This window comes from Bradyrhizobium iriomotense, assembly GCF_018130765.1.
GTDB lineage: Bacteria > Pseudomonadota > Alphaproteobacteria > Rhizobiales > Xanthobacteraceae > Bradyrhizobium > Bradyrhizobium iriomotense_A.
In genome coordinates, this window is sequence record NZ_JAFCJZ010000027.1 from 26,202 (window position 1) to 49,800 (window position 23,599).

The following is a 23,599-nucleotide window of genomic DNA, read 5'->3' on the forward strand; positions in this document are numbered from 1 at the left end:
AGCAGGAGAGAGCAAGGCAGCCGTCGCTTCATCACTTCCGGGGACGCCGGAACGCTAACGAGGGAATGCGTCGGAGGGCTTCGGTTGCCGCAAGATCATCGCCAATATTGCATTGCCAAATAACCGCGACGTGCCAGCCTATGGCCCGGAGTGCAGCATGGTTCTGGCGATCTCGTTTGACATTCCCCGCCAACTTCTTGCGCCAGAATTCAACGTTGGAGGTCGGCAATCTGGACCTACGACACCCCCGGTGGCCGTGCCAAAAGCAGCCGTTCACAAATACAGCCGTTTTCCATCGAGGAAAGATCAAGTCGGGACATCCCGGCAAATCTCGGCGATGCAAACGGAAACGCAGGCCTAATTTGTGAGCTGCCCTCCGCACGGCCATTTCGGGGGCCGTATTCTTTCCTCGGACCGCCTTCATGTTGGCCGACCGTTGGAGCTTCGAAATCGTATCCATTCGTCGTACGCTAAGGGACGGTCGCTGCTGATGCAACGGGCGAGCGGCGATTTGATTTTGCAAGAAGGCTGAACGGTGGTTCTCGCGAGAAGCTCCAGCACTGTGTCGCCACCCCGTCAACCCCTCCCCGCAAAAATATTCCACTTTACCGAAATTCGGAAATAGCGTACATCTCGCCCATCCCGGCTCATCCTTGAGGGGCGATCGTGAGGTCGTCATTTTCGCGAGCCGGGCTTGCGGTGGACGCGGCAGCGTCGGCACGAGAGGGTGCGGGCAGGGCGGGTAGTCCCTGTGAGCTCGTCACCGCGTGCGGACGAGCGGCGCTGCTAGGCTTCGTCTCGTCTGTAAGTTTTCGGCTCCGTCGACAGGGCTGGAAATACTGCGGCGACATGGCGGGCCGAGCGTACGGCAAAACCGTGTGGTCCTGGCCGTCGTTGCTACGGTCAAGCTCTTGCGAAGATGCGCGCGAACCCAACCGGGCAGACGGCATCGTCAATTCGCGAGGGCGAGGGAGGCCAGAGGGAACTCGGCTCCCGGGAGAGCGCGGCATAAGCCGTCCAACCATCGCGCAGGGAAGGCCGAGTGATTGGCTCCACCTGTATGCTGCTGTGCGGTCTCCTTGCGCTACATTTTCGCGCGGCGGACCGCGGGTGCGATGTCAGCACCCGGCCTTCCCTGCGCCCTCTTGGCTTTGAGGGTGGAGAGATCAAGCAAAACTCGGGCGACATCAGCCGCGAGAATTCAGAGCTGCGTCGCGTGCGCGGCGCAGGCTGCCGCAGCGACGATCAAGAGAATGAGAGATGTGAGGGATCTCACACGGGGATCTCGAGTCTTGCACTAGTCAGGGCTTCGACTCTCTTCGAACCAACGGAGGTTCGCATGAAGCTCCTGATGATCTCTGTCCTGGCCGCGCTGACGGCTGTCGTGGCCGCGGAGAATATGCTGCGCTCGCATCCGCTACCGGTGAATAGTACATCGCGGGCAGGGATGCCTTCGGTGCAAGAGATGCAAAGGCAGGCGCAACAGCGCGGACTTCCGGTTCAAGATTTCGCAGATCGATCTCTGGTGTTTCCAGGGGGAACGCAGCAGTAGAGAAAATCCTGCCGTTGCGTCTCAACCAACAGTGATCGAGCCAGGACGTCCTGGACGGCTCGCATATCTTCGAACAGGGCGATGCGTCATGCGGCCGGTCGAGCCGCGCGTGCCCGCAATGGCCGCACGCGCGGTCTCAAGGACTCATGAAGATCGGGTTGATCCCATGGGGATCGCCGGGCAGATCCAGGGATGGAAGCCGGTGGAGGTCGATTTCAAGCACAACCAGGAGCGTCGCCAACACGACGACGATGTAGATGAGCAGCGGCGATGCGCCCTGCGTGTCGGGATCGCGATGTCGCGGCGGCTGCGCGAGAAAGTGCCACAACCGCGAGATGAATTGCAGATAGGCTTTCGGGCGTAGCTGCATCTTCGGCCTCGGTCCATGAGGCGCCGCTAGCCAGACTGCGACCACGTTGATCGCCATTCAAGGCGCCGCTTGTCGCACCTGGAACCGGATACGAGCTGCCCTCGTTGAGCTGGATCAAGGGGCTGCGCTTTTGCCCGGAGGCCAGGACTGCGCGACGCGCCACGGCGGATCGCCGCAGAACGATCGCCGGCGGCAATCGCCCGGCGTCACGGGACCGAATTTGGCCGTGGTGCAAAGCCGGGCAGAGTGGCACGGTGGGGGCTTCGAGTGTCTCCGACGGCCAATGGATTTGACCTTGCGCCTTGCCACCGTCCTTCTGACGGCATCGCTGCTGCTCCCGCTGCGGCCCACGCAGGCGCAACTGGCGGGGCACGGCGGGCCTGTCCGCGCGATCGCCGTTTCGGTCGATGGCAGGACGGTCTTGTCGGGCAGCTTCGACACGGCCGCGATCCGATGGTCGCTGGCCACCGAGTCCGCCGAGCAGGTCCTTCGCTTCCATTCGGGTGCGGTGAACGCGGCCGCCTTTCTCGGAGACGGACGAATGGCGACGGCCGGTGCGGACGGCCAGATTGCGATCTGGAAGGCGGGCCAGCCGCAACCGGACCAGGTCGTCGAAGCTCATACGGGACCCATTGTCGGGCTCGCCGTGTCTCCCGATGCATCGAAGCTCGCATCAGCCTCGTGGGACCACACCGTGCGGATCTTGTCGCTGTCCGACGGCGGGACGCGCGTGCTGCATGGCCACTCGCAAGGTGTGAACGGCGTGGCCTTTGCTCCGGACGGACAATCGCTGGTGAGCGTCGGCTACGACCTGACGGTGCGGATCTGGCCCCTGCCGGGCGGCAGCCCCGAGACCATCGTGATGCCGGCACCGCTGAACGTCGTCGCCATTTCGCCCGATGGCGGAATCGTCACCGGCGCGGCAGACGGCAAGCTGCGCATGATGACCGCCGATGGCAAGGAAAACGGCGAGGTCATGGTCGGCGCCAGTCCGATCGTGGCGCTTGCGATTGCGCAAGACGGCACCTTGCTGGCCACGGGGGCCATCGACGGCACTGTCGCGATCGTCGATCGCAAGGCGAGGAGCGTGTTGCGCACGCTCGCCGGGCCTGGCGCGCCGGTCTGGTCGGTCGCGTTCTTGCCCGATGGCGCGACGCTGCTGACTGGCGGTGCTGACGGCAGGATCAGGCGCTGGAACGCGCTGACCGGCGCGGCGATCGGGTCGAATGTGCTGGGCACGCCGGCGGATCCGCTTGCGGCCTATGCCGGCGATCACGGCGCCGAAATCTTCAGGGCTTGCGTGGCCTGCCATACATTGTCGGAAACCGAGGTCCAGCGTGCCGGGCCGACGCTTGCGGGACTGTTCGGCCGGAAGATCGCCTCGCTGCCGGGGTATCGCTTCTCCGACGCGCTCAAGGCCATGGATATCGTCTGGACGCCGGAGACCGTCTCAAGACTGTTCGAGATCGGGCCGAACGCCTACACGCCCGGCACCAAGATGCCGGAGCAGCACATCGGCTCGGCCGAGGATCGCCGCGCGCTCACCGACTTTCTGGCGCGCGCGACGTCGAAATAGCCCGGCAACAACGCTCTAATAGGCCGGCCATTGCTCGACGGGAATATCTGTCAGCTCCGGGTTCTCGTTGAGCATGCTAGCGACGTCGATGCTGGGATGTTCCTTGAGCGCCGTCACGACGCACTCATTGACGTATTTCCGGCGTGACAGCCACTTGATCTTCTTGCCCTTTGCCTCGGCCTTGCAGGCAACGACCGCCTGTTTGAGCGCGACCTTTTCCGCCTTGGTGAGGGCGGCGGCCTCGGCGGCCGTGCCGGCGAGAACCGTGATGGCAAGGCACGTCGAAAAACCCATCGTGAAACGAGGCATGCGGCTATTCCTTGTTCTCGCGTTGACGCAGATAGTCGTCCGTCGTCCGTGGTGGCGCGCGCTCCGGAACGTCCTGGATCGGATCGAACTGCTGTTCGCTCATGACAATGACGCGACAATCGGCGCACATCCGCAAGGCCTCGGTTCGGCGGTCCCCGGCGGGATACATCCAATGGCGCCCCTCGAGCTTGGCCGCGATCCGATCGATCGTGCTCTTGACGCCGAAGGGCGTGCCGCAGCGAACGCACAGGGCCGGTTCTTCCTCCTTGATCACCCGCGCCGGCGCGCGCCTCGCCCGGAAGTCGATCTGCGGGGTGAGCGTGATGACTTTCTCAGGACAGGTGCTCTGGCACAGACCGCACTGCACGCAGGCGTCCTCCACGAATTTCAGGACGGGACGCTCGGGATCGGCGCGAAGCGCGCCGGTCGGGCAGGCCGACACACAGGACAGGCACAGCGTGCAACCGCCGGTGTCAACGGTGACTGCACCGATCGGTGCGCCCGAGGGCAGGGCGATCACGTCGACCGGCTTGGGCGCGAGGTTATGCAATTCACTGAGGCCAAAGCGAAGCAGATCGCCGCGCTTGCCGACCGTCCGGAAAGTTGCAGGAGTGGCGAGGCTGGCGAGGGGACCAATCCCCGTCAGCTGGTCAGCCAGAATGTCGGGATCGTCGGTTTCGATCGTGGCCACGCGGCGGCCGTCAAATCCGAGCCCGGCAAGAACCGTCTCGGCCATGGCGATCGTCTGCAACAACCCGGTCACACCGTGTCGCGGCTTGGCGCGCAGCAGGAACCGTACGGCCGCCGCGCCATACGCAAACACGCCGATCACGGCCTCCAGGCCGACCTGCGTCAACTCGTTGACGGCGAGGGGAAGCACGTTGGCCGGCAATCCGTCGCCATGACGGGCGAGCGCATCGATCAGCGGCGTGCCGTGCCCGCTGTCATGCAGCAGCAGGACCGGATCCGCACCGCCGGCCTCGCGATAGGCGAGCAACATGGCGCGAAGGATCTGCAACTGGGTGTCGGCGGGCGGCAGCGCGTAGGATGCTGCTCCCGTCGGGCAAGCCGCCGCGCATTGCCCGCAACCTGCGCAGACTTCTGCGTTGACGACGACATGGTCGCCGCCCGGCGTGATCGCGCCGGTCGGGCAGAGATCGAGGCAGCGATGGCATCCGGTCAGCTTCGAGCGCGAATGCGCGCAGAGGCTGGGGGTGAAGTCGACATATCTCGGCTTGTCGAAACGTCCGACGAGATCGCGCGCGGCAAGCACCGCACGCAGCACGGCCGCGGGATCTCTCGGGTCCGCGCGGAGATAGCCGTCCCGCAGGTCGTGCGCAGGGAACAGCGGCGAGTCGCCGGAGAGGTCGAGCACGAGATTGCAGCGTGAGGTCGCCCCATTGCGCGGGGTTTGGAACACAAAGTGGTCGCGCGAAGACGGGTGCGGCTGTGCGTAGTCGTCGATCGTGAGCTCGAATGCGCCAAAATGGCCGCGCGCGTTGCGGATCGTGCCCTTCACGATCGGGAACACTGCCGCGGCAGGCGGCGTCACGTCTGCCGGCTGCTTGAGCATGACCGTCACATCGAGATGATCGGCGAGCAGCCGCCCGGCTTCGATCGCGGCCTCGTCCCGCCCATAGACCAGGATGATGCCGTCGCTCGACAGCGTGACGAGCGGATAGTCCGGCGCGGGAATCTCAGCCGCGGCAAGCAGCGCCGCCATCTTCGCGCCAGCATTCGCGCCGTCGCGAGACCAGCCCGCCGTCTCGCGGATGTTGACGAAGCTGATCCCTCCAGGGCGTTCGCCTGCCTCATCGGTGAACTGTGCAGCCTGCTGGGTGCAGGCAACCGTCAGCGGGCCATCAGCCTTTGCCGCGTTGCGGAAATGATCGAGCTCCGCGCCGCAGAGATGACGATAGCTGCTGATCTCGCAATTGGGGCATCCACGCCGGATCGTGGCCACGTCTGGGCGCATCGTGTCTTCACACGAGCAGATCAGGACGGTTTTCGCTGGCTGCTTCAGGTCAATCCCTCCGCCAGTGCGGCGCCGACTTACGGACTCGCGCCATTGTTGCACCTCGTATAGATATTCACTATCGGGAAGAAAAGGAAAGTGGAGGACGGCCCTGCGGTCGACCCCAACCAGCCACGTTTCCCTGGCGGAGCCGATCCAGCTGCCGCCGCCATTCACGCTCGTCCGCTTGCGTGAGAGCAAAGACGCCTTTGCCGACGCTTGCCGCATTGCACCCAAGAGCGGCGCCGGCACGCTGGTGTATGTCGGGCGGTTCGATCTCGCCGAATTCGCCGTGGTGCTCGAGCCGGGCGAACCCTTGCGCACCGCGCGGCGCGCCTTCTACGCCGGCATGGTCGCGCTCACGGACGCTCTTCGCGCCTACGCACCGCCGAACAAGACCGTCACGATCGGCTGGCCCGATGCCGTCGAGATCGATGGCGGGCTGGTCGGCGGTGGGCGGATGGGATGGCCGTCGTCTGTGCGCGAGGCCGCGCGGCCCGCCTGGCTGGTGTTTGGCGCCATGATCCGGACGGTCGCAATGGCCGACCAGGGGCCCGGCATTCATCCGCTCGCGTCCGCACTGGATGAGGAGGGGTTTGGCGAAGCCGGAGCCGCAGAGGTGACCGAGAGTTTTGCGCGGCACCTGATGCGGGTGTTCGATAGTTGGCAGGTCGACGGCTTTGACAGCGTCGCACGCGATTATCTGAGCCGGGTTCCCCGTGAGCGGCGGACCGTGCTGAGGATCGACGAGAGCGGCGATCTCCTCACGCGCCGTGTCGGCACCGATAGGGTCGAGCGGAGCGAGCTCGTCAAGGCGCTCGCCAAGCCATCCTGGCTCGATCCGAAACTCGGAGGACCGCGACTGTGAAACTGCTCCGCACCATCGCGCTCGATCCCTCCGACACCTTCGTGTTCGATGCGGCGGCGGAGCCCGGCGAATGGGCCGTCTCAGGCGCGTTCCGCTTCTGCGACCAGGATCCCGCGACGCTGAGCGGCAAGGCGCGCGCGGCGTTTCGCAGCGGCTTCCTCGGGGTGCAATCCTGGGGCTGGTCGACGCTGGCGCAGATTGTGCCGGCAACGGAGAGCGATTGCCGGGCGCTGATCGAGCTCCTTGCCGGCCAACTCATCGATCGTTTCGGCGCGCCGGATCCTGCAACCGCGCGAACGGCCGCCGAAGAGGAGGTCGCCTTTGTGCAGTCGCTCTGCACGCATCCGATCAGTTCGCTCATCGCCGTCCACCGCTCGGTGAGCGACGGCGAAGTCCGCGAGTCGTTCCGCAGGCTGCAGCTGCGGCAAGGGCAGGGGCACAGCAAGGCGTTCTCGTTCATGGAGGTCGAGGAGGACGTCGAACCCGACGGCAATGTCAGACTTGCCGATATGAGCCAGGAGCGACAGCACCGATGAACGATTTCTGGATCGCGTGCGGCCACCATCTGCTCGATCGCAATGAGAGCGGCGGGCTTTGCGTCACCGACGAGTTCCTGAAGGCCTATTTTGCTCGTCCCGAGCTGATGCCGCCGGACGAGGCGTGCCCGGTCGAGCGGCGGCTGCACCGCGCGCTGCTCGCCGCTCCCCGCCGACCGGTCGGCGCTGATGAGGTCGCAGCGATTGTCGATGCGGATGCCCGGGAGAACTGGCGGTTCGTGCTTGCCTTTCGCGATCTCCTGGTGCGGCATCCGACGCTCGAGGCCGCCTATCTCGCAACCGTCCGCTCGCGGACCAACGATCTGCCGCCGCTGTTCGTCAATCAGCTCGTGCATGTGATCCTGCGCAATGCGCTCGATGGCTGCGATGATCCCTTCGTGCTGCGCGCAGCCGAACTGTTCTTCCGCCCGCAGCGCATCCTGCCGCATGAGCAGGCCTTGCTGCTCGGAGATGAGGAGGTCGTCGGTGGGCAGAGCCCGACCCCGGTGCTGTCGCTGATGTCGATGCTGGGGGCCGTGACCGATGCCCAGCTCGACGTCCTGAGCGAGGACAATGCCGACGACTATTGGCACCGAAGCGACGATTTCGACATGGCCTTCGACCTCACCGCAGGGGGCCGCGGGCCGAAGGCGTTGGCGCAGGCGATGGCGCGCTGGATCTCCCATCTGCTTGGGATCGACGTCGGCATCGAGCCGCTGCGCGAATTGCGTGATGTGCGGCTCACCTGGTATGTCGGGCTCGACGCCGATGCGACCAGGCTGGGCGACCGTCTCTGGCACGGGGAGCAACTCGATGACCGCAGCGCCGGCCGTGTGCTTTCATTGTTCCGCCTGACGTTTGCGGACAAGAGTGCGGCCGCGGACGAGATGCAGGGTGAGCCGATCTATCTCATTCTGTCGATGAATTCCGATCAGAAGCTCCGGATGAAGCCGCAGAATTTGCTGACGGGGTTGCCGATCAAACATCTGGAGATGGTGACATGAGCCCGGCTGCGCTGCCGCTCGTGCGCATTCCCGTCGGCATCGTGGTCGAGCGCCACAAGGCGGAATCGCCCTGGGCCGACTTTGTCTGGCGCGCTGTCGCCGTGCTGCCGGACGAGCCGGACACAAGGTCCTGGACGGTGCTCCGTCAAGAGGGCGGCGAGACACTGTTTTATGCCGGCAGCGCTATGGTCGATCTCTACAGTTCCGAGACGGCGCGCTATCGCGATAATCTCGTTTCGGGCAGTCCGAGCATCTGGACAGTGTTGTCGCCTGCGGAAGGCGCCTGGCCCTATTCGGTGGTTGCCGCCACCGCCGATCCTGCGGAAGGCGAAGCGTTCACGGAGGCCGGTGCCAATCTGGTCGAGGCCGTTCCCATGCCCGACGTGCTGCGCGAGCAGATTGAAAGCTTCGTTGCCGAGCACCACGTCGAACGGGAGTTCTTCAAACGCAAGCGGCGGCAGGCCGATCCGGAGGCGCTGGCGCGCCGGCAGCATGAAGGCGGACACGAATGAGCGAGGATAAGTTCCTGGCGCGCTGGTCCCGGCTCAAGCAGGAGGCAAAGACGAACGCCCCGCAGCCGGATCCGGCAATGCGCGACGACCTGCAGCCGGCACCGCCGCCCGCCACGAAGGACGACGAAGTGGCGTTCGACCTCTCGAGCCTGCCTTCGATCGACTCGATTACGTCAGCGACCGATATCCAGGCGTTCCTGCGAAAAGGGATACCGCAGGAGCTGACACGTGCGGCGCTTCGTCGCGCCTGGAGCGCCGATCCCGCCATACGCGACTTCGTAGGACTTGCCGAAAACGCATGGGACTTCAACGATCCCTCCGCAATGCCGGGTTTTGGGCCGCTGGATTGTTCGGAAGCAGAATTGGCTGCGTTCGTGGACAGGATCATCGGTGGCATCAGCAAGTCAGCCGAGACGCTGTCCGAGACCCCGGTTGAAGTCGCGGATTCTTCGCGGGAATTGCGCCAGGTCGAGGGACTAGGTGACGAGATCGTCGCCGAAGAAGAAGTGCGACCCGAGCTAGCACCTGCTCCTGCTGCAACGCAACGAACGGTCGCCGAAAGCTCTGGAAGCGAACAGCTGTCGATTCCTCGGCGCACGCATGGCGGCGCGCTGCCCCGCTAGGGCCCCCGACGAAAGACCATAGCCTCAGACTATGGGGAGGTGATTGACCCTCTGTCGGGCCAGGACTACGCTTCGTCTAGTGCTTTGTAGCAAAAGCAAAATCAGCACCTGGGACTTGGATGGGAGGTCCACGTGCGTGATGACGGCCTTGAACGAGCCATTGACGCCGCTGGCGGCGTCGCAGGACTTGCGCGCAAAATCGGCATTAGCCAGCCCTCCGTTTCGAACTGGAACAAGGTGCCCGCACAGCGGGTGATTGCGGTCGAAGCGGCCACCGGCGTATCGCGCAATGACTTGCGGCCTGATCTGTACGGCGAGGCGCTTCTGTCCGAAGTTCCGATTGAACCCGTCGATGCGGCGCGCGCGCAGGAATATCTGTTGCTGGCGACGCTCTTGTCGGCAGCACCGTCAGGAAGGCTGCTCGATCAACTGGCCGCATTGACTGGTGATGCGACGCCGCTCGGGCGCGCGCATGCCGAGCTGGCCGCAGCCGCCGCCAATGCAGTCCCAGCGAAGGTCGAGCGCGAATATTTCGATCTGTTCACAGGTCTCGGCCGCGGCGAGCTCCTGCCCTATGCCTCCTACTACCTGACGGGATTTCTCAACGAGCGGCCGCTGTCGCGCCTGCGCGCCGATCTCGCCGTGTCAGGGATCGAGCGCGCCGCGAACAATCCGGAGCCGGAAGATCACGCCGCCATCCTGTGCGAGATCATGGCGGGCTTCGCGGGAGGCCGCTTCCCGGCGTCGTTCGAGGCGCAGCGCGCATTCTTTGACAAACACCTCGGGCCCTGGATAGGCCGGCTGTTCGCCGACATCGAGCGCGCGGAGAGCGCCAACTTCTATCGTGCAGTCGGCGCGCTCGGTCGCGCCTTTATCGACATCGAGACGGAAGCATTCACGTTCGCCAACTGACCTGCACCGGCAGGTCCAGGAGAGATGCGATGAGTGAAGACAGGAAAACCACAGTCGGGCGGCGCGATTTCCTGCGCAAGGTCGGCGTCGGCGCGGCGGGCGCCGGCGCGACGCTCGCGACACCGCTGGTCGGATCCGCTCAGGCGGATAGCGAAACCAGCGATGAAAAGCGCAAGGCGCGCTACAAGGAAACCGATCACGTCAAGACCTTCTATCGCGTCAATCGTTATCCGGCCAAGGGAGGTTGACCGTGCTGATCAAGCGAACAAACCCGCGTTCCCTGCGCCATGGTTCCGTTGCCGAATCCCTTGCGGGGCAAGCCGGCGGTCTCGACCGCCGCAGCTTCTTGCGCAAATCCGGTCTTGCCGGTGGCGCGCTCGCCGCGCTCGGCACGCTGCCGGTTGGCGGCGTACGCAAGGCGGAAGCGGCGGTGGCCGGTCCGCTCACCGCAGGCGCGACCGTCCGCAAGAGCATCTGCACGCATTGCTCGGTTGGGTGCACGGTCACGGCCGAGGTCCTGAACGGGGTATGGATCGGTCAGGAGCCGAGCTGGGATTCGCCGATCAATCGCGGTTCGCATTGCGCGAAGGGCGCCTCCGTGCGTGAGCTCGTGCATAGCGAGCGGCGGTTGCGCTATCCGATGAAACTGGTGGGTGGCCAGTGGACCCGCGTCTCCTGGGATACCGCGATCAACGAGATTGGAGACAAGCTTCAGGCTGTGCGCGAGAAGTCGGGCCCTGACTCCGTTTATTGGCTCGGCTCGGCCAAGATGACCAATGAAGGCGCGTACCTGTTCCGCAAGCTCGGTGCATTCTGGGGAACCAACAACACCGATCACCAGGCCCGCATCTGCCATTCGACCACCGTCACCGGCGTCGCCAACACCTGGGGCTACGGCGCGATGACCAACAGCTACAATGACATCCGCAATGCGAAGACGCAGATGATCCTGGGCGGCAATCCGGCAGAGGCACATCCGGTCTCGCTGCAGCACCTGCTCGAGGGGAAGGAGCTGAAAAAGGCCAACTTCATCGTCATCGACCCGCGCCTGACGCGCACCGCCGCGCACGCGACCGAATATGTGCGGATGCGGCCGGGCACCGACATCCCCATACTCTACGGCATGATGTGGCACATCCTCCAGAACGGCTGGGAGGACAAGGAGTTCATCCGGCAGCGGGTCTACGGTTTTGACGACCTCAAGAAGGAGGTTGAGAAGTGGAATCCGGAAGAAGTCGAGCGTGTCACCGGCATTCCCGGCGAGCAGCTCAAGCGCGTCGCCAAGATGTTTGCCACCGAGAAGCCGGCGACGCTGATCTGGGCGATGGGGCAGACCCAGAAGACCGTCGGCACCGCCAACGTGCGCGCCAGCTGCATCCTGCTGCTGATGACCGGCAATGTCGGCGGAGAGGGCAAGGGAGCCAACATCTTCCGTGGCCACGACAACGTGCAGGGCGCGACCGACGTCGGGCTCGATATCGTCACGCTGCCGTTCTACTACGGCCTCGCCGAAGGCGCCTGGAAGCATTGGTCGCGGGTTTGGGAAGTCGACTATGACTTCCTGAAGTCGCGCTTCGACTCCAAGCAGATCATGGAAACGCCGGGCATCCCGCTGACCCGCTGGTTCGAAGCGGCGACGCTGCCGAAGGACCAGGTCGCGCAGAAGGACAATGTCAGGGCGGTGTTCGTGCAGGGACACGCCTCCAACAGCATCACCCGTATCCCTGAATCCCTCAATGGCCTGAAGGCGCTGGAACTGCTCGTCATTGCCGACCCGCATCCGACGACCTGGGCCTCGCTGGCAGTCGAAGCGGGGCGCAAGGATGGCGTCTACATTCTGCCGGTCGCCACGCAATTCGAGTGCAAGGGCTCGCGCGTCGCCTCCAACCGCTCGCTGCAATGGGGCGAGCAGATCGTGAAGCCGGTCTTCGAGTCGAAGGATGATCTCGAAATCATCTATCTGATGGCGAAGAAGCTCGGCGTCGCCGACCAGATGTTCAAGAAGATCAAGGTCGAGAACAATCTTCCTGAAGCGGAGGATGTCCTGCGCGAGATGAACCGCGGCAGCTGGTCGACCGGCTATTGCGGGCAATCGCCTGAGCGCCTCAAGGCGCACATGAAGAACCAGGCCAAGTTCGACATGCTGACGATGCGCGCGCCGAAGGACGACCCCGAGGTCGGCGGCGACTATTACGGCCTGCCCTGGCCGTGCTGGGGATCACCGGAGGTCAAGCATCCCGGCACGCCGCTGCTCTACAATACCAATCTGCACGTGATGGACGGCGGCGGCACGTTCCGCCCGCGGTTCGGCATCGAGCGCGAGGAGAAGCTGCCGGACGGCACGACGCGCAAGGTGAGCCTGCTCGCGGATGGCTCGTACTCGCTGGGGTCGGGTATCCAGGACGGCTATCCGGAATTTACGCTCGCGAGCTTGAAGAAGCTCGGCTGGGACACCGAACTCACCGAAGCGGAAATGGCCGTGATCAACAAGGTCAACCCGGCCACTCCGGACGCGGTGTCGTGGGCGCTCGACCTGTCGGGCGGCATCCAGCGCGTCGCGCTGGCGCATGGCTGCGTTCCCTATGGTAACGGCAAGGCCCGTATGCATGCCTTCGGCTTGCCCGATCCCATCCCGGTTCACCGCGAGCCGATCTACACGCCGCGCGTCGATCTCGTCGCCAAATACCCGACGCTGCCCGACGCCAAGCAGTTCCGGATGCCCAATATCGGCTTCTCCGTGCAGAAGGCTGCGGTGGAGAAGGGAATTGCAAAACAGTTCCCGCTCATCCTGTCGTCCGGCCGCCTGGTCGAATATGAGGGTGGCGGCGAGGAGACCCGGACCAACCCGTGGCTCGCCGAATTGCAGCAGGACATGTTCATCGAGATCAACCCTGCCGACGCCGCCGAGCGCGGCGTCAAGGACGGCGGCTGGGTCTGGGTTACGGGAGCCGAGAACAATTCCCGGGCAAGGATGAAGGCGCTCGTCACCGAGCGGGTCGGCAAGGGCGTTGCCTGGATGCCGTTCCACTTCGGTGGCTGGCTTGGAGGCAAGGACCTTCGCGGCAACTACCCGAAGGGCACCGACCCGATCGTGCTCGGCGAAAGCGCGAACACGATCACCACCTACGGCTACGATCCCGCGACGAACATGCAGGAAGCCAAGGTCACTCTCTGCCAGATCGCGGCGGCATAAGGAGCAACGACGATGGCACGTATGAAGTTTCTCTGCGACGCCGACCGTTGCATCGAGTGCAACGCCTGCGTCACGGCCTGCAAGAACGAGCACGAAGTCCCCTGGGGCATCAACCGCCGCAGGGTCGTCACCATCGCCGACGGCAAGCCGGGCGAACGATCGGTCTCGATGGCCTGCATGCACTGCACGGATGCGCCGTGCGCGGCAGTGTGTCCGGTGAACTGCTTCTATACCACCGCCGATGGCGTGGTCCTGCACTCCAAGGATCTCTGCATCGGCTGCGGCTATTGCTTCTACGCTTGCCCGTTTGGCGCGCCGCAATATCCGAAGGTCGGCAATTTCGGCTCGCGCGGAAAAATGGACAAATGCACCTATTGCGCCGGCGGCCCCGAGGCCGACGGCAGCAAGGAGGAATACGAAAAATACGGTGCGAACCGCCTGGCCGAGGGCAAGCTGCCGCTGTGTGCCGAGATGTGCTCGACCAAGTCGCTGCTCGCCGGCGACGGCGAGATCATCGCCCAGATCTATAAGGAGCGCGTGTTGAAGCGCGGCTATGGCTCAGGCGCATGGGGCTGGAAGACCGCCTATCGCGAAACAATCGAGTCCTGAAGGCGCCGCGCGCCGGGGCATAAATGCCGGGAGGAGCAGATGTCCTCATTTGCAAGGTTCATTCGACCAGCCATCGGCGCGTGGGCGTTGCTTCTGTTGGTCATGGCAGCGCCAATGCCGTCGCCGGCCCAGCAGATCAATCCGACGGCGAGCTCGGTCAATGAGCAGAAGTTGCTACAGGAGATGGATCGGATCCAGGGACGCGTCAGCATCCCCGACCAGCGCTCCGGCGTGCTGATGCAACCTGCCGGCCGCGAATGGCGTGAATTCCGCAACGTCGCGCTGCGGTGGATCGGCGGCGTTGCTGTGCTCGGCATGCTGGTGGTGCTGGTGATCTTCTATCTGACACGCGGCATGGTCCGCCTCGAAAGCGGGCGATCCGGCCGCACCATCGTGCGGTTCAACACCTTCGAGCGTTTCGTGCACTGGATGACCGCGACCTGCTTCATCATCCTGGCGGTCTCGGGATTGAACATCACGTTCGGGCGCCCGCTGCTGCTTCCGCTGATCGGATTTGACGCCTTCTCGGAATGGTCGCAATGGGCGAAATTCGCCCACAACTACCTGAGCTTTCCCTTCACGATCGGCGTCGTGCTGATCTTTTTGATGTGGGTCGGCGGCAATATCCCGAGCAAGGTGGATCTGGAGTGGATCAAGCGCGGAGGCGGCCTGTTCGGTCACGATCATCCGCCGGCTCGCCGTTTCAACGCGGGTCAAAAGGGGATCTACTGGATCGTTGTGATCGGCGGTGGCCTCGTGGCGGCAACGGGCTACGTGCTGATGTTCCCGTTCTACCTGACGGGGATCGAGGGCATGCAGATGGCCCAGATCGTTCACTCCATCGTGGCCGTGCTGTTCATCGCCGCGATGCTCGCTCACATCTACATCGGCACGATCGGGATGGAGGGGGCTTTCGAGGCGATGGGATCAGGCGAGGTGGATGTCAACTGGGCGCGCGAGCACCATAGTCTGTGGCTCGACCAGGAAATGGCACGGAGCGGCCCGAACGATTCTCGGCCGCAGCCTCGCCATGCTGCGTCCGCAGCCGAATAGAGCTGACGGAGTATTGCCTAAAGCACGAAGCGGTTCTCCGGAAAGATCATGCGTAAACAATAGCCTAAAGCGCGATGACGATTCATCCAAATCTCATCGCGTTTAGAGCCGCACGCCCGTCGTCGCAAAGGCTTCTGCGACGGGTTGCTGTAGGCTGTCGAGCACGGCAACTCCGGCCATCGTGATGACGATCGTCGCAACACAGGCAAGGATGAAAGCCTTCATCGCGATCCCTCCTCGCGAGCATTATACAGGAGCTCCGGCCGCGGACAAAGGCTGCGCTTGGGATCGCGTAAGGAGATGCAGACCGCCCGCCCGGGCCCGCGTTCGTTCATCCGTGGCTCCAATCAAGGCCGGGCGATCTATCCTTGTCGCCGGATGAACCCGGTGATCGTGACCTTCTCCCAGATGCCGGCCGCTGCGAAGGGGTCCGCGCGGTTAAAGGCCTCGACTTCCGCACGCGTGGGGGCCTCGACCAGGAACAGGCTGCCGATCATGGTCCCGCCGTCGTCGGAGACGAGTGGTCCCGACATCACAATCTTGATGCCGAAACGCGAGGTGTCGCCGAGGAAGGCCTTGTGCGCGTCGTAGTTCGCAAGCCGGGTGGGAAGCGCGCCGGCGCGGTCGAGGGCATGTATGGCAAAGAGCATGGTGTTCTCCGTTTTCTTGCTTCGGTTCTTGGGACGGCCGCGCGGGGCGGCCGTCCGGGCTTGTCGCGATGGGGCGTCTATTTGCCGCCGAGCTTGCCGGCGTCCTCGAAGGTCGGGCAGCTCCGCTGCTCCAGCGGGACGTCGAACGGCCCAAAATTGTCCTTGGTGATGACGGTCGGCTTCAGCACGATCTCGTTGATGACGGGTTGATTGCGCAGCGAGCGGACAGCCATCATGGTGCCGAGGCAGCCTTGCGCGAACCCGTTGTAGTCGCCGCTCGCGAGCAGCTTGCCGGACTTGATCGCGTCGATCGCCTCCTTGGTGCCGTTGATGCCGATCACCTGCGCCTTGCGGTTGGCGCCGTCGAGTGCCTCGATCGCGCCGACCGCCATGGCGTCGTTGGCAGCTAACACGCCGTCGATCTGCGAATTCGACTGCATCAGGTTCTCCATCACCTGAAGCGCCTGGAGCCGCTGATAGTTACCGGGTTGCGAGACCAGCAGCTTGGCGCCCGGCGTCTCCTTCAGCGCGTCGTTGAACCCGCGCACGCGATCGACATTGGTCAGCGAGCCCTTGACGCCCTCGATGATGACGATATTGCCCTTGCCGCCCAGCGTCTTGAGCAGGAACCGCGCGGTCTCGAGGCCGAGGCTGTAATCGTCGGCGCCGACAAAGGAGAGGAATTTTCCGCCGGCGGAGCGGTCGGTGATGTTGACGACGGGGATCTTGGCATCGTTGATCTTCTCGACACCCGGCACCATCGCCTTGTAGTCGACCGGCGTGAAGACGATCGCGCTCGGCTTCTTCACCACGACGTCCTCGATCTGGCTGAGTTGCTCGGGGATCGAGTCCGGCTTGGTCGGGATGTACTGCAGCGTCTTAGCGTTCAGCGCCTTGGCCATGTTGTCGGCGCCGACCCGTACCGTCTGGAAGAACGGGTTGGTCTGGTTCTTGGTGAAGACGGCGATGGTTTCGCCGTCGGCGCGCGCCCCGGTCGTGAACGCGGCCGCCATCAGCAGCGGCAGCGCCAGATAGTCCAGTCTCAATTTCATATTGCCTCCATCCCTGATCTTGCTTGTTGGATTTCTAAAACTCATTGCGCGCGGCGGCGCGTCTTCATGTCGAGCCAGACCGCGAGAATGACGATGATGCCTGTCACCAGCGGCTGCCAATTGGCGCTGACCGACAAAAGGTTCATGCCGTTCAGCACCAGCGTCAGGATCAGCGCGCCGATGAAGGTGCCGAACACGGTGCCGACGCCGCCGAACAGCGAGGTGCCGCCGATCAGCACAGCCGCGATCGCCGGCAGCGTCAGGCTTTCGCCGATGTCGGCTTCCGCCGAATTGAGGCGCGACAGGAAGATGATCGAGGCAAGGCCCGCCATGGTGCCGGAGACCGCGTAGACCAGCAGCAAGCGGCGCGCGACGGGGATACCTGATAGTCGTGCTGCGACCGGATTGGCGCCGATCGCGTAGATCTCCTGGCCCCAGATCGTGCGTTGCGCGAACAGCGTTCCGATCCCGAGAAACACCAGCAGCAGATAGACCGGGATGGGCAGGCCGAACAGATAGCCGCTGCCGATCTGGCGGAAGCCCGCCGGGAAGCCGTGCAGGGTCTCGCCCGCCATGTACCAATAGGTGAGGCCGTTCAGCACCCAGAGCATGCCGTAGGTGGCAATGAAGGAGGGGATGCGGAGCGCGGTGACCATGATGCCGTTGAGCAGGCCCACGATGCCGCCGCAGGCAAGCCCGGTGAGGATGCCGAGCGCAGGCGAGCCGGTCTTGTGGATCACGGTGCCGGCGATACAGGCCGACAGCGCGACATTGGCGCCGACGGAGAGATCGAGGCCGGCAGTAAGCACCACCAGCGTCAGGCCGGAGGCGATGAAGAAGGTCAGGCTCGCCTGCCGGAGCACGTTGAGGATGTTGCCGAGGCTGAGGAAGGAATCGCTGAGCACGGCGAGCACCGCGCAGATCAGGAGCGCGGCGAGCAGGCGATAGAACACCTGGATCGCATCCTGCGACAGGAACGAGCGGGGCGGCATCATCGCCTCTTTGGTGATGTCGGTCATGCGCGGCTCCGGAGGCCATCGAGGAACAGGGCAACGATCACGAGCACGCCGACGCTTGCGACCTGCACCGAGGACGGCAGCGAGATCAGGTTCAGCCCGTTGCGCAAGACGCCGACGGAGAGCACGCCGAGGAGCGTGCCGAGCAGCCAGCCATTGCCGCGTTCGAACGAGGTGCCGCCGACGGCGACGGCGGCGATCGCATCGAATTCGAGGCCAAGGCCGGCGGTCGGGTGGCCGGAATTCATCCGCGCGGTCATCAGCAAGCCGGCGATGCCGGCCATGGCGCCGCCGATTGCGTAGACCGCGATCAGCAGCTTGTTCGGCGAGAGACCGGCATAGCGCAGCGCCTCGCGATTGCCGCCGAGCGCGAAGATGTAGGTGCCAAAGCGGGTGTGATAGAGCAGGCCGTGGAACGCTGCGTAAGTTACCAGCGCCATCACGATCGGCACGGGCACGCCGAGCAACGTCGCCGAGTAGATGTCGCGCACGCTGTGGGGGATGCCGACCACGCTCTGGCCGTCGCTGACGATCAGCGAGAGGCCCTGCGCCATGCCGAGTGTGCCGAGCGTAGCGACGAAGGGCGGGATGCCAAGGATCGCGATCAGCCAGCCGTTGGCGACGCCGAAGGCCGCGCCGACGAGGAGGCCGGCGCCAAGGCCGAGCAGCATCGACTTGGTCGCGAGCGACACGATCGCGACGCAGAGCGAGGTCAGCGTCAGCACCGCACCCATCGACAAGTCGAGCCCCTCGGTCATGATGATCAAGGTCATCGGCAGTGCGAGCATGGTCAGGATGGTCGACTGCACCAGCACGTTGGAAAGGTTGGCGACCGACAGGAAGCCGGGCGCGATCGCGCTGAACAGCGCGATCAGCAGCACCAGCACGATGGCAACGCCGGGAATCCGTTGCAGCGGATTGGGCTCCGAGACGACCGCGGCCTCACGCATGATGCATCCCCAGTCGCACGATGTTCTCCTCGGTCAGTTCGTTGCGTGTCAAATGTCCGGCGATGCGCCCCTCGCGCATCACATAGGCGCGGTCGCAGACATGGCAGATCTCGACCTGCTCGGACGAGATCATCAGCGCCGCCGCGCCCTCGGCGACCAGCCGGTCGATCAGTGCAAAGATCTCGGACTTGGCGCCGATATCGATGCCGCGCGTCGGCTCGTCGAAGATGAAAAGCTTTGACCCGGCAGCGAGCCACTTCCCGATCACGACCTTCTGCTGGTTGCCGCCGGAGAGCAGGCCGACGGTCTGCCGCGCGCTGGGCGTCGCGATGCGCAGCTGCCGGATCAGGCCGTCGGAGGTGCGCTGCGCGCTGCGCTGGTCGAACAGGCCGCTCGGAAAAAGCTTCTTGAGTGCGGACACCACCAGATTGTCGCCGACGGACCGGAGCAGCGCGAGACCTTCGCTCTTGCGGCTCTCCGGGATCAGTGCGATGCCACGGCGGGCGGACAGATCAGGCTCGCCCGACATGGTCTTGCCGTCGAAGACGATCTCGCCTGAGGTCACGGGATCAGCGCCGAAGATGGCGCGCGCGACCTCGCTGCGGCCGGAGCCGACCAGACCGCACAGGCCGACGATCTCGCCCCGCCGCACCTCGATGTTGATGTCGGCGATGCCGGTGGACGAAGTCAGGCCCTTGACCTCGAGCAGCAGTTCGCCGGGCTTGTCGGCAAAATTTCGCGGATAGGTCATGTCGACGTTGCGGCCGACCATCATGCGGACGAGCTGGTCCGGCGTGACGTCGGCCGGTCGGACGCCGTCGATGCGCCGGCCGTCGCGCAGTACCGTGATGCGGTCGCCGAGCGCGAACACCTCGGCCATGCGGTGCGAGATGTAGACGATGGAGACGCCGTCCGCCTTCAGCCGCGCGATCAGCGCGAACAAGAGCTCGGTCTCGCGGTCGGACAGCGCCGCGGTCGGCTCGTCCATCACGAGGATGCGGGCATTCTGGCTGATCGCCTTGGCGATCTCGACCATCTGCTGCTGTGCCACCCCTAGCTTGTCGACGGTGGTGGAGGGATCGATATCGAAGCCGATCGTGTCGAGCACGCGCTTCGCATCGGCCAGTATCCTGCGGCGGTCGATGGTGCCGGGAATCCGGCCCTTCGGCTCGCGTCCCAGAAAGATGTTCTGGGCGATGTCGAGATAGGGGACCAGCGAGAATTCCTGGAAGATCACGGCAATGCCGAGCTGCTGCGCGTCGGCGGTGGATGAGATCGCGACCTTCTCGCCGTTATAGTAGAACTCGCCGGCGTCGGCGCGGTAGGCGCCGCACAGCACCTTCATCAGGCTCGACTTGCCGGCGCCGTTCTCGCCGAGCAGCATGTGAACTTCGCCGGGATAGACGGCAAAGGACACGTCATCCAGCGCCTTGACGCCGGGAAACTCCTTGCTGATGCCGCGCAGCTCCAGCAGCGGGACAGGCGAGGTGACTTCGATCGGGAGCGCGTCGCTCATGCCTTATCACTCATGCCTTGGCTCCGCCTGCAAAGATCTTTCCAGGGTTCATCAGTCCATCAGGATCGAGCGCCGTCTTGATCGATCGCATGACATCCACGGCCTCGCCGAGCTCGTCAGCGAGATAGTCGATCTTGCCGAGCCCGATGCCGTGCTCGCCGGTGCAGGTGCCGTCCATGGCGATGGCGCGGGCGACCATGCGGGCCTGCAGCGCCTTGGCGCCTTCGGCCTCCTCGGGCTTGGCCGGATCGATCAGGATCAGCATGTGGAAATTGCCGTCGCCGACATGGCCGACGATGGGCGCAGTGAAGCCGTGCTCATCCGCATCGCGCCGCGTTTCGGTGAGGCATTCCGCCAGCCGCGAGATCGGCACGCAGACGTCGGTGATCACCGCGCGGGCGCCGGGCCGCAGGCCCAGGCCCGCATAGAGCGTGTTGTCGCGGGCGTGCCAGAGCCGGCTGCGGTCTTCCTGTGCCTTGGCCCAGGCAAAGCCGTGGCCGCCATGGTCGGCAGCGATGGCCTGTGCTGCCTCGGCCTGCTCGGCGACGGAGGCTTCCGAGCCGTGGAATTCGAAGAACAGGGTGGGCGCTTCGCGATATCCGAGCTTGGCGTAGGCGTTGATGCCGCGCATCATGACATCGTCGACCAGCTCGATGCGCGCCACGGGGATCGCGGACTGGATCACGGAGATCGCGGTGTCGACGGCATCGTGCAGGGTGTCGAAGCTGCACACCGCGGCCGAGATCGCCTGCGGCACGGGATGCACCTTCAGCGTGATCTCGGTGATGACGCCGAGCGTGCCTTCGGCACCGACGAACATGCGCGTCAGGTCATAGCCGGCGGCCGACTTCCGCGCGCGCTTCGCTGTCCGGATCACGCGCCCGTCCGCGAGCACCACCTCCAGCGCCATGACATTGTCCTTCATGGTGCCGTAGCGCACCGCCATCGTGCCGGAGGCGCGGGTGGAGGTCATGCCGCCGATCGAGGCGTCGGCGCCGGGGTCGATCGGGAAGAACAGGCCGGTGTTGCGCAGCTCCGCATTGAGCTGCTTGCGGGTGATGCCGGGCTGCACCACGACATCCATGTCGCTGTCGTGGACCGCCAGCACCTTGTTCATGCGCGCGAAGTCGAAGCAGACGCCTCCCGCGACCGCCGCGGCATTGCCTTCGAGCGAGGTCCCGGCGCCGAACGGGACGATCGGCATGCCCGCGCTCGCGCACAGCTTCACGATCTCGGCCACCTCCTGCGTCGTCTCGGGGAAGACGACGATGTCAGGCGGCAAATTGCGATAATGCGACTCGCTCTGCCCATGCTGATCGAGCACGCCGCGCGCAACGCTCGCGCGCGGACCGATCATGCCGGTGAGGCGATCGGCCAATATGCTCGTGCTGACCCGCGGTCCCATCCTTGCTCCCTGTCTGCCCCGATCACGGACTCTTATCGGCCCGCTGCGTTGTCGTTTGGCTTAGGCGGCTCTTGCGCTGCTCGCAACCTGCTTCAAGCCGAAATCATAGTTGAGATGAAAGTAGTCGCTGTCCACCATGCGACCATCCGGCGCACGGCCGGCGGGATGACGAACGAATTCGCGGATCAGGCTGTCCTTGACGCCGAACACCACGTCGCTGTCGAGATACTGGTCGCCGGCGACGAACACATGCGTCACCAGCTGCTCGAAACCGGGCGCCGAAATCATGAAATGCACATGCGCCGGCCGCCACGGATGGCGACCCTGCGCCTCCAGCATGTCGCCGACCGGGCCGTCATGCGGGATCGGATAGGCGGCAGGCTTGATCGACCAGAAATGGAAGCGGCCGTTGCTGTCGGTGTGGAAGCGCGCGCGCATCGCGAGATCGCCGATCTGGTCGAGCTGCTGCACATCGTAATAGCCGTCATCGTCGGAATGCCAGACATCCACGACGGCACCCGCGAGCGGCTTGCCGTCGACGGTCGAGACCGAGCCGGTGACCAGCATCGGATCGCCTTCCATCGGGCCGGAGATATCCGAGCCGCTGTCCTTCTCCGGTGCGGCCTGGACGAAGAACGGGCCGAGCACGGTCGTCTCGGTCGCGCCCTCCGGCACCGGATGATTGATCGCATCGACCAGCATGGAAACGCCGAGCGTGTCCGACAGCAGGATGAACTCCTGGCGCTTGTCGTCGCACATGTGCCCGGTGCGGGTCAGGAAGTCGATGCCGTACTCCCATTCCTTCTGGGTCGGCCGCACCTCGCGGACGAAGGCGTGCAAGTGCCGCACCAGCGCTTCGCTGACCTCTTTGATGCGCGGATCGGTTGCGCCCGCGATCCGCTCCAGCACCGCGTCCGTGATCGTGTTCTCGTTGAAGTTACGCATAGGGGGCTCCGTGGATCAGAGTTTGGGCTCACCGAGGCCGGACAACCGCTCGAGATGCTTGACGGTCGCGATGAAATCAGTGTCGCCGTCGCCCTGGGCGACCAGCGAGCCATAGGTCTCGCGTACTTGTGCGGCGAGCTGCAGCGGCACGCCGACGGCGTGGCCGGCGCCGAGGATCAAATCGAGATCCTTGGCCATCTGCTTGCAGGAGAAGGTGGACTCGAAGTCCCGCGTGCGCAGCGGCGCGGTCTTGTACTTGACCATAGGGGAGGCGACCGCGCTGTCGTCGAGCACCTTCAAGATGTCCTGCCAGGCGATGCCGCCCTTGCGCGCCAGCGCCAGGCTCTCCGCCATCATCGCCGCCGATACCGCGATCATCAGATTGACCGAGAGCTTTGCGTAGCGGGCTTCCTCGGCCGGCCCGAGATAAGTCTGGGCGCGGGTGAAGGCTGCGAACAGCGGCTTTGCGCTTTCGAAAGCGTCCTTCGGACCTGAGACGAAGCAGGTGAGGGCGCCGGTATGAACGATGCTGGCATTGCCGGAGACCGGGGAGCGCAGATAGGCAATACCGCGCGCCTGCGCTGCGGTTGCAACTTCGGTCGATGCCTCGACGCTCACGGTGCTGGTCTCGATCAGAACGGTTTTGGGCGCCATCGCGGCGATCAGGCCGGTAGGGCCGAGCAGGGCGCCGCGCAGGGCGGCGTCATCGGGAAGAGACGTAATGACGGCGGCCTTGCCGCTAACGGCCTCGGTCGGCGAGGCGGCAATCGCAATGCCCTGCGCGCGAGCCTCATCGATCCGCGCCGCGCTCTGGTCGAATGCGGTGACGGCGTAGCCGGCCTTGGCGACGAGCGCTGACATCGGCAGGCCCATCTTGCCGATCCCGACGAAAGCGACGCTCTTTGGCGTGTCAGTCATTGTTGTTATCCATTGG

25 protein-coding genes are annotated in these 23,599 nt (G+C 64.6%); 12 read left to right on the top strand and 13 right to left on the bottom strand.

Annotated features, from left to right (window positions below; translation table 11 throughout):
• Window positions 1-31: 31 nt before the first annotated feature.
• Entirely contained in the window at window positions 32-679 is a 648-nt protein-coding gene (locus tag JQ635_RS33410) for a very short patch repair endonuclease (protein ID WP_349631893.1), read from the bottom strand.
• A gap of 660 nt (window positions 680-1,339) precedes the next feature.
• Here JQ635_RS33410 and JQ635_RS33415 point away from each other — a divergent pair.
• Window positions 1,340-1,552, top strand: a complete 213-nt coding sequence (locus JQ635_RS33415) for a hypothetical protein (protein WP_211414030.1) — start codon at window positions 1,340-1,342, stop codon at window positions 1,550-1,552.
• A 136-nt stretch (window positions 1,553-1,688) separates the two neighbouring features.
• Here JQ635_RS33415 and JQ635_RS33420 read toward each other — a convergent pair whose 3' ends face one another.
• Complete coding sequence (locus tag JQ635_RS33420; protein WP_246583926.1) at window positions 1,689-1,979, bottom strand: hypothetical protein; 291 nt, start codon at window positions 1,977-1,979, stop codon at window positions 1,689-1,691.
• A 226-nt stretch (window positions 1,980-2,205) separates the two neighbouring features.
• Here JQ635_RS33420 and JQ635_RS33425 point away from each other — a divergent pair, with 226 nt between their 5' ends.
• Window positions 2,206-3,498, top strand: coding sequence for a c-type cytochrome (locus JQ635_RS33425; RefSeq protein ID WP_211414031.1), 1,293 nt, complete (start codon window positions 2,206-2,208; stop codon window positions 3,496-3,498).
• Window positions 3,499-3,513: 15 nt separating this feature from the next.
• On the opposite strand, the gene JQ635_RS33430 is transcribed toward JQ635_RS33425, so the two are convergent.
• Together JQ635_RS33430 and JQ635_RS33435 are read right to left on the bottom strand one after the other, a co-directional pair.
• A complete protein-coding gene (locus tag JQ635_RS33430; RefSeq protein ID WP_246583927.1) occupies window positions 3,514-3,807 on the bottom strand; it encodes a hypothetical protein in 294 nt (97 codons plus the stop codon).
• 4 nt (window positions 3,808-3,811) lie between these two features.
• Window positions 3,812-5,782, bottom strand: a complete 1,971-nt coding sequence (locus JQ635_RS33435; protein WP_211414032.1) for a 4Fe-4S binding protein — start codon at window positions 5,780-5,782, stop codon at window positions 3,812-3,814.
• Window positions 5,783-5,846: 64 nt separating this feature from the next.
• On the opposite strand from JQ635_RS33435, the gene JQ635_RS33440 reads away from it, so the two are divergent.
• From JQ635_RS33440 to JQ635_RS33485, 10 genes are all read left to right on the top strand, one after another.
• A complete protein-coding gene (locus JQ635_RS33440) occupies window positions 5,847-6,689 on the top strand; it encodes a biotin/lipoate--protein ligase family protein (RefSeq protein ID WP_349631894.1) in 843 nt (280 codons plus the stop codon).
• Complete coding sequence (locus JQ635_RS33445) at window positions 6,686-7,225, top strand: DUF6505 family protein (RefSeq protein WP_211414033.1); 540 nt, start codon at window positions 6,686-6,688, stop codon at window positions 7,223-7,225. Before JQ635_RS33440 ends, JQ635_RS33445 begins: the two co-directional genes overlap by 4 nt.
• A complete protein-coding gene (locus JQ635_RS33450; RefSeq protein ID WP_211414034.1) occupies window positions 7,222-8,229 on the top strand; it encodes a DUF6352 family protein in 1,008 nt (335 codons plus the stop codon). Before JQ635_RS33445 ends, JQ635_RS33450 begins: the two co-directional genes overlap by 4 nt.
• Window positions 8,226-8,741 (top strand): DUF3305 domain-containing protein, encoded by a 516-nt coding sequence (locus JQ635_RS33455; protein ID WP_211414035.1) that lies wholly within the window; start codon window positions 8,226-8,228, stop codon window positions 8,739-8,741. The genes JQ635_RS33450 and JQ635_RS33455 overlap by 4 nt, the downstream gene beginning before the upstream one ends.
• Window positions 8,738-9,364, top strand: coding sequence for a DUF3306 domain-containing protein (locus tag JQ635_RS33460; protein WP_211414036.1), 627 nt, complete (start codon window positions 8,738-8,740; stop codon window positions 9,362-9,364). The genes JQ635_RS33455 and JQ635_RS33460 overlap by 4 nt, the downstream gene beginning before the upstream one ends.
• 132 nt (window positions 9,365-9,496) lie before the next feature.
• Window positions 9,497-10,276, top strand: coding sequence for a molecular chaperone TorD family protein (locus JQ635_RS33465; protein ID WP_211414037.1), 780 nt, complete (start codon window positions 9,497-9,499; stop codon window positions 10,274-10,276).
• Between the two features lie 29 nt (window positions 10,277-10,305).
• A complete protein-coding gene (locus tag JQ635_RS33470) occupies window positions 10,306-10,524 on the top strand; it encodes a twin-arginine translocation signal domain-containing protein (protein WP_211414038.1) in 219 nt (72 codons plus the stop codon).
• 2 nt (window positions 10,525-10,526) lie between these two features.
• Window positions 10,527-13,469, top strand: coding sequence for a formate dehydrogenase subunit alpha (locus JQ635_RS33475; RefSeq protein ID WP_211414039.1), 2,943 nt, complete (start codon window positions 10,527-10,529; stop codon window positions 13,467-13,469).
• 12 nt (window positions 13,470-13,481) lie between these two features.
• Entirely contained in the window at window positions 13,482-14,078 is a 597-nt protein-coding gene (gene fdh3B, locus JQ635_RS33480) for a formate dehydrogenase FDH3 subunit beta (protein WP_011088224.1), read from the top strand.
• Between the two features lie 39 nt (window positions 14,079-14,117).
• The gene (locus JQ635_RS33485; protein ID WP_211414040.1) at window positions 14,118-15,131 is read left to right on the top strand and encodes a formate dehydrogenase subunit gamma; all 1,014 of its coding nucleotides are present in this window, start codon (window positions 14,118-14,120) and stop codon (window positions 15,129-15,131) included.
• A 102-nt stretch (window positions 15,132-15,233) separates the two neighbouring features.
• On the opposite strand, the gene JQ635_RS39285 is transcribed toward JQ635_RS33485, so the two are convergent.
• From JQ635_RS39285 to JQ635_RS33525, 9 genes are all read right to left on the bottom strand, one after another.
• Window positions 15,234-15,356, bottom strand: a complete 123-nt coding sequence (locus JQ635_RS39285; protein ID WP_283826918.1) for a hypothetical protein — start codon at window positions 15,354-15,356, stop codon at window positions 15,234-15,236.
• A 137-nt stretch (window positions 15,357-15,493) separates the two neighbouring features.
• Window positions 15,494-15,781: a YciI family protein gene (locus JQ635_RS33490; RefSeq protein ID WP_211414041.1), complete on the bottom strand. Its 288-nt coding sequence runs from the start codon at window positions 15,779-15,781 to the stop codon at window positions 15,494-15,496.
• Window positions 15,782-15,858: 77 nt separating this feature from the next.
• Window positions 15,859-16,833 carry a sugar ABC transporter substrate-binding protein gene (locus tag JQ635_RS33495; protein ID WP_211414042.1) on the bottom strand — a complete coding sequence of 325 codons (975 nt, stop codon included), beginning with the start codon at window positions 16,831-16,833 and terminating at the stop codon, window positions 15,859-15,861.
• Window positions 16,834-16,874: 41 nt separating this feature from the next.
• The gene (locus JQ635_RS33500) at window positions 16,875-17,852 is read right to left on the bottom strand and encodes an ABC transporter permease (RefSeq protein WP_018316000.1); all 978 of its coding nucleotides are present in this window, start codon (window positions 17,850-17,852) and stop codon (window positions 16,875-16,877) included.
• Entirely contained in the window at window positions 17,849-18,799 is a 951-nt protein-coding gene (locus tag JQ635_RS33505; protein WP_211414043.1) for an ABC transporter permease, read from the bottom strand. Before JQ635_RS33505 ends, JQ635_RS33500 begins: the two co-directional genes overlap by 4 nt.
• Window positions 18,792-20,315: a sugar ABC transporter ATP-binding protein gene (locus JQ635_RS33510; protein ID WP_211414044.1), complete on the bottom strand. Its 1,524-nt coding sequence runs from the start codon at window positions 20,313-20,315 to the stop codon at window positions 18,792-18,794. Before JQ635_RS33510 ends, JQ635_RS33505 begins: the two co-directional genes overlap by 8 nt.
• A gap of 10 nt (window positions 20,316-20,325) precedes the next feature.
• Window positions 20,326-21,720 carry an FAD-linked oxidase C-terminal domain-containing protein gene (locus JQ635_RS33515; RefSeq protein WP_211414045.1) on the bottom strand — a complete coding sequence of 465 codons (1,395 nt, stop codon included), beginning with the start codon at window positions 21,718-21,720 and terminating at the stop codon, window positions 20,326-20,328.
• A gap of 60 nt (window positions 21,721-21,780) precedes the next feature.
• Complete coding sequence (locus tag JQ635_RS33520; protein WP_211414046.1) at window positions 21,781-22,665, bottom strand: intradiol ring-cleavage dioxygenase; 885 nt, start codon at window positions 22,663-22,665, stop codon at window positions 21,781-21,783.
• A gap of 15 nt (window positions 22,666-22,680) precedes the next feature.
• Complete coding sequence (locus JQ635_RS33525) at window positions 22,681-23,583, bottom strand: NAD(P)-dependent oxidoreductase (protein WP_211414047.1); 903 nt, start codon at window positions 23,581-23,583, stop codon at window positions 22,681-22,683.
• Between the last annotated feature and the right edge of the window lie 16 nt (window positions 23,584-23,599).

Coding starts and splice junctions, on each gene's coding strand:
- JQ635_RS33450 (WP_211414034.1), top strand. CDS start 7,222: ATGAACGATTTCTGGATCGCGTGCGGCCACCATCTGCTCGATCGCAAT.
- fdh3B (WP_011088224.1), top strand. CDS start 13,482: ATGGCACGTATGAAGTTTCTCTGCGACGCCGACCGTTGCATCGAGTGC.
- JQ635_RS33435 (WP_211414032.1), bottom strand. CDS start 5,782: ATGCGCCCAGACGTGGCCACGATCCGGCGTGGATGCCCCAATTGCGAG.
- JQ635_RS33485 (WP_211414040.1), top strand. CDS start 14,118: ATGTCCTCATTTGCAAGGTTCATTCGACCAGCCATCGGCGCGTGGGCG.
- JQ635_RS33425 (WP_211414031.1), top strand. CDS start 2,206: ATGGATTTGACCTTGCGCCTTGCCACCGTCCTTCTGACGGCATCGCTG.
- JQ635_RS39285 (WP_283826918.1), bottom strand. CDS start 15,356: ATGAAGGCTTTCATCCTTGCCTGTGTTGCGACGATCGTCATCACGATG.
- JQ635_RS33415 (WP_211414030.1), top strand. CDS start 1,340: ATGAAGCTCCTGATGATCTCTGTCCTGGCCGCGCTGACGGCTGTCGTG.
- JQ635_RS33510 (WP_211414044.1), bottom strand. CDS start 20,315: ATGAGCGACGCGCTCCCGATCGAAGTCACCTCGCCTGTCCCGCTGCTG.
- JQ635_RS33525 (WP_211414047.1), bottom strand. CDS start 23,583: ATGACTGACACGCCAAAGAGCGTCGCTTTCGTCGGGATCGGCAAGATG.
- JQ635_RS33455 (WP_211414035.1), top strand. CDS start 8,226: ATGAGCCCGGCTGCGCTGCCGCTCGTGCGCATTCCCGTCGGCATCGTG.
- JQ635_RS33470 (WP_211414038.1), top strand. CDS start 10,306: ATGAGTGAAGACAGGAAAACCACAGTCGGGCGGCGCGATTTCCTGCGC.
- JQ635_RS33495 (WP_211414042.1), bottom strand. CDS start 16,833: ATGAAATTGAGACTGGACTATCTGGCGCTGCCGCTGCTGATGGCGGCC.
- JQ635_RS33520 (WP_211414046.1), bottom strand. CDS start 22,665: ATGCGTAACTTCAACGAGAACACGATCACGGACGCGGTGCTGGAGCGG.
- JQ635_RS33505 (WP_211414043.1), bottom strand. CDS start 18,799: ATGCGTGAGGCCGCGGTCGTCTCGGAGCCCAATCCGCTGCAACGGATT.
- JQ635_RS33515 (WP_211414045.1), bottom strand. CDS start 21,720: ATGGGACCGCGGGTCAGCACGAGCATATTGGCCGATCGCCTCACCGGC.
- JQ635_RS33460 (WP_211414036.1), top strand. CDS start 8,738: ATGAGCGAGGATAAGTTCCTGGCGCGCTGGTCCCGGCTCAAGCAGGAG.
- JQ635_RS33500 (WP_018316000.1), bottom strand. CDS start 17,852: ATGACCGACATCACCAAAGAGGCGATGATGCCGCCCCGCTCGTTCCTG.
- JQ635_RS33490 (WP_211414041.1), bottom strand. CDS start 15,781: ATGCTCTTTGCCATACATGCCCTCGACCGCGCCGGCGCGCTTCCCACC.
- JQ635_RS33430 (WP_246583927.1), bottom strand. CDS start 3,807: ATGCCTCGTTTCACGATGGGTTTTTCGACGTGCCTTGCCATCACGGTT.
- JQ635_RS33420 (WP_246583926.1), bottom strand. CDS start 1,979: ATGGCGATCAACGTGGTCGCAGTCTGGCTAGCGGCGCCTCATGGACCG.
- JQ635_RS33410 (WP_349631893.1), bottom strand. CDS start 679: ATGACGACCTCACGATCGCCCCTCAAGGATGAGCCGGGATGGGCGAGA.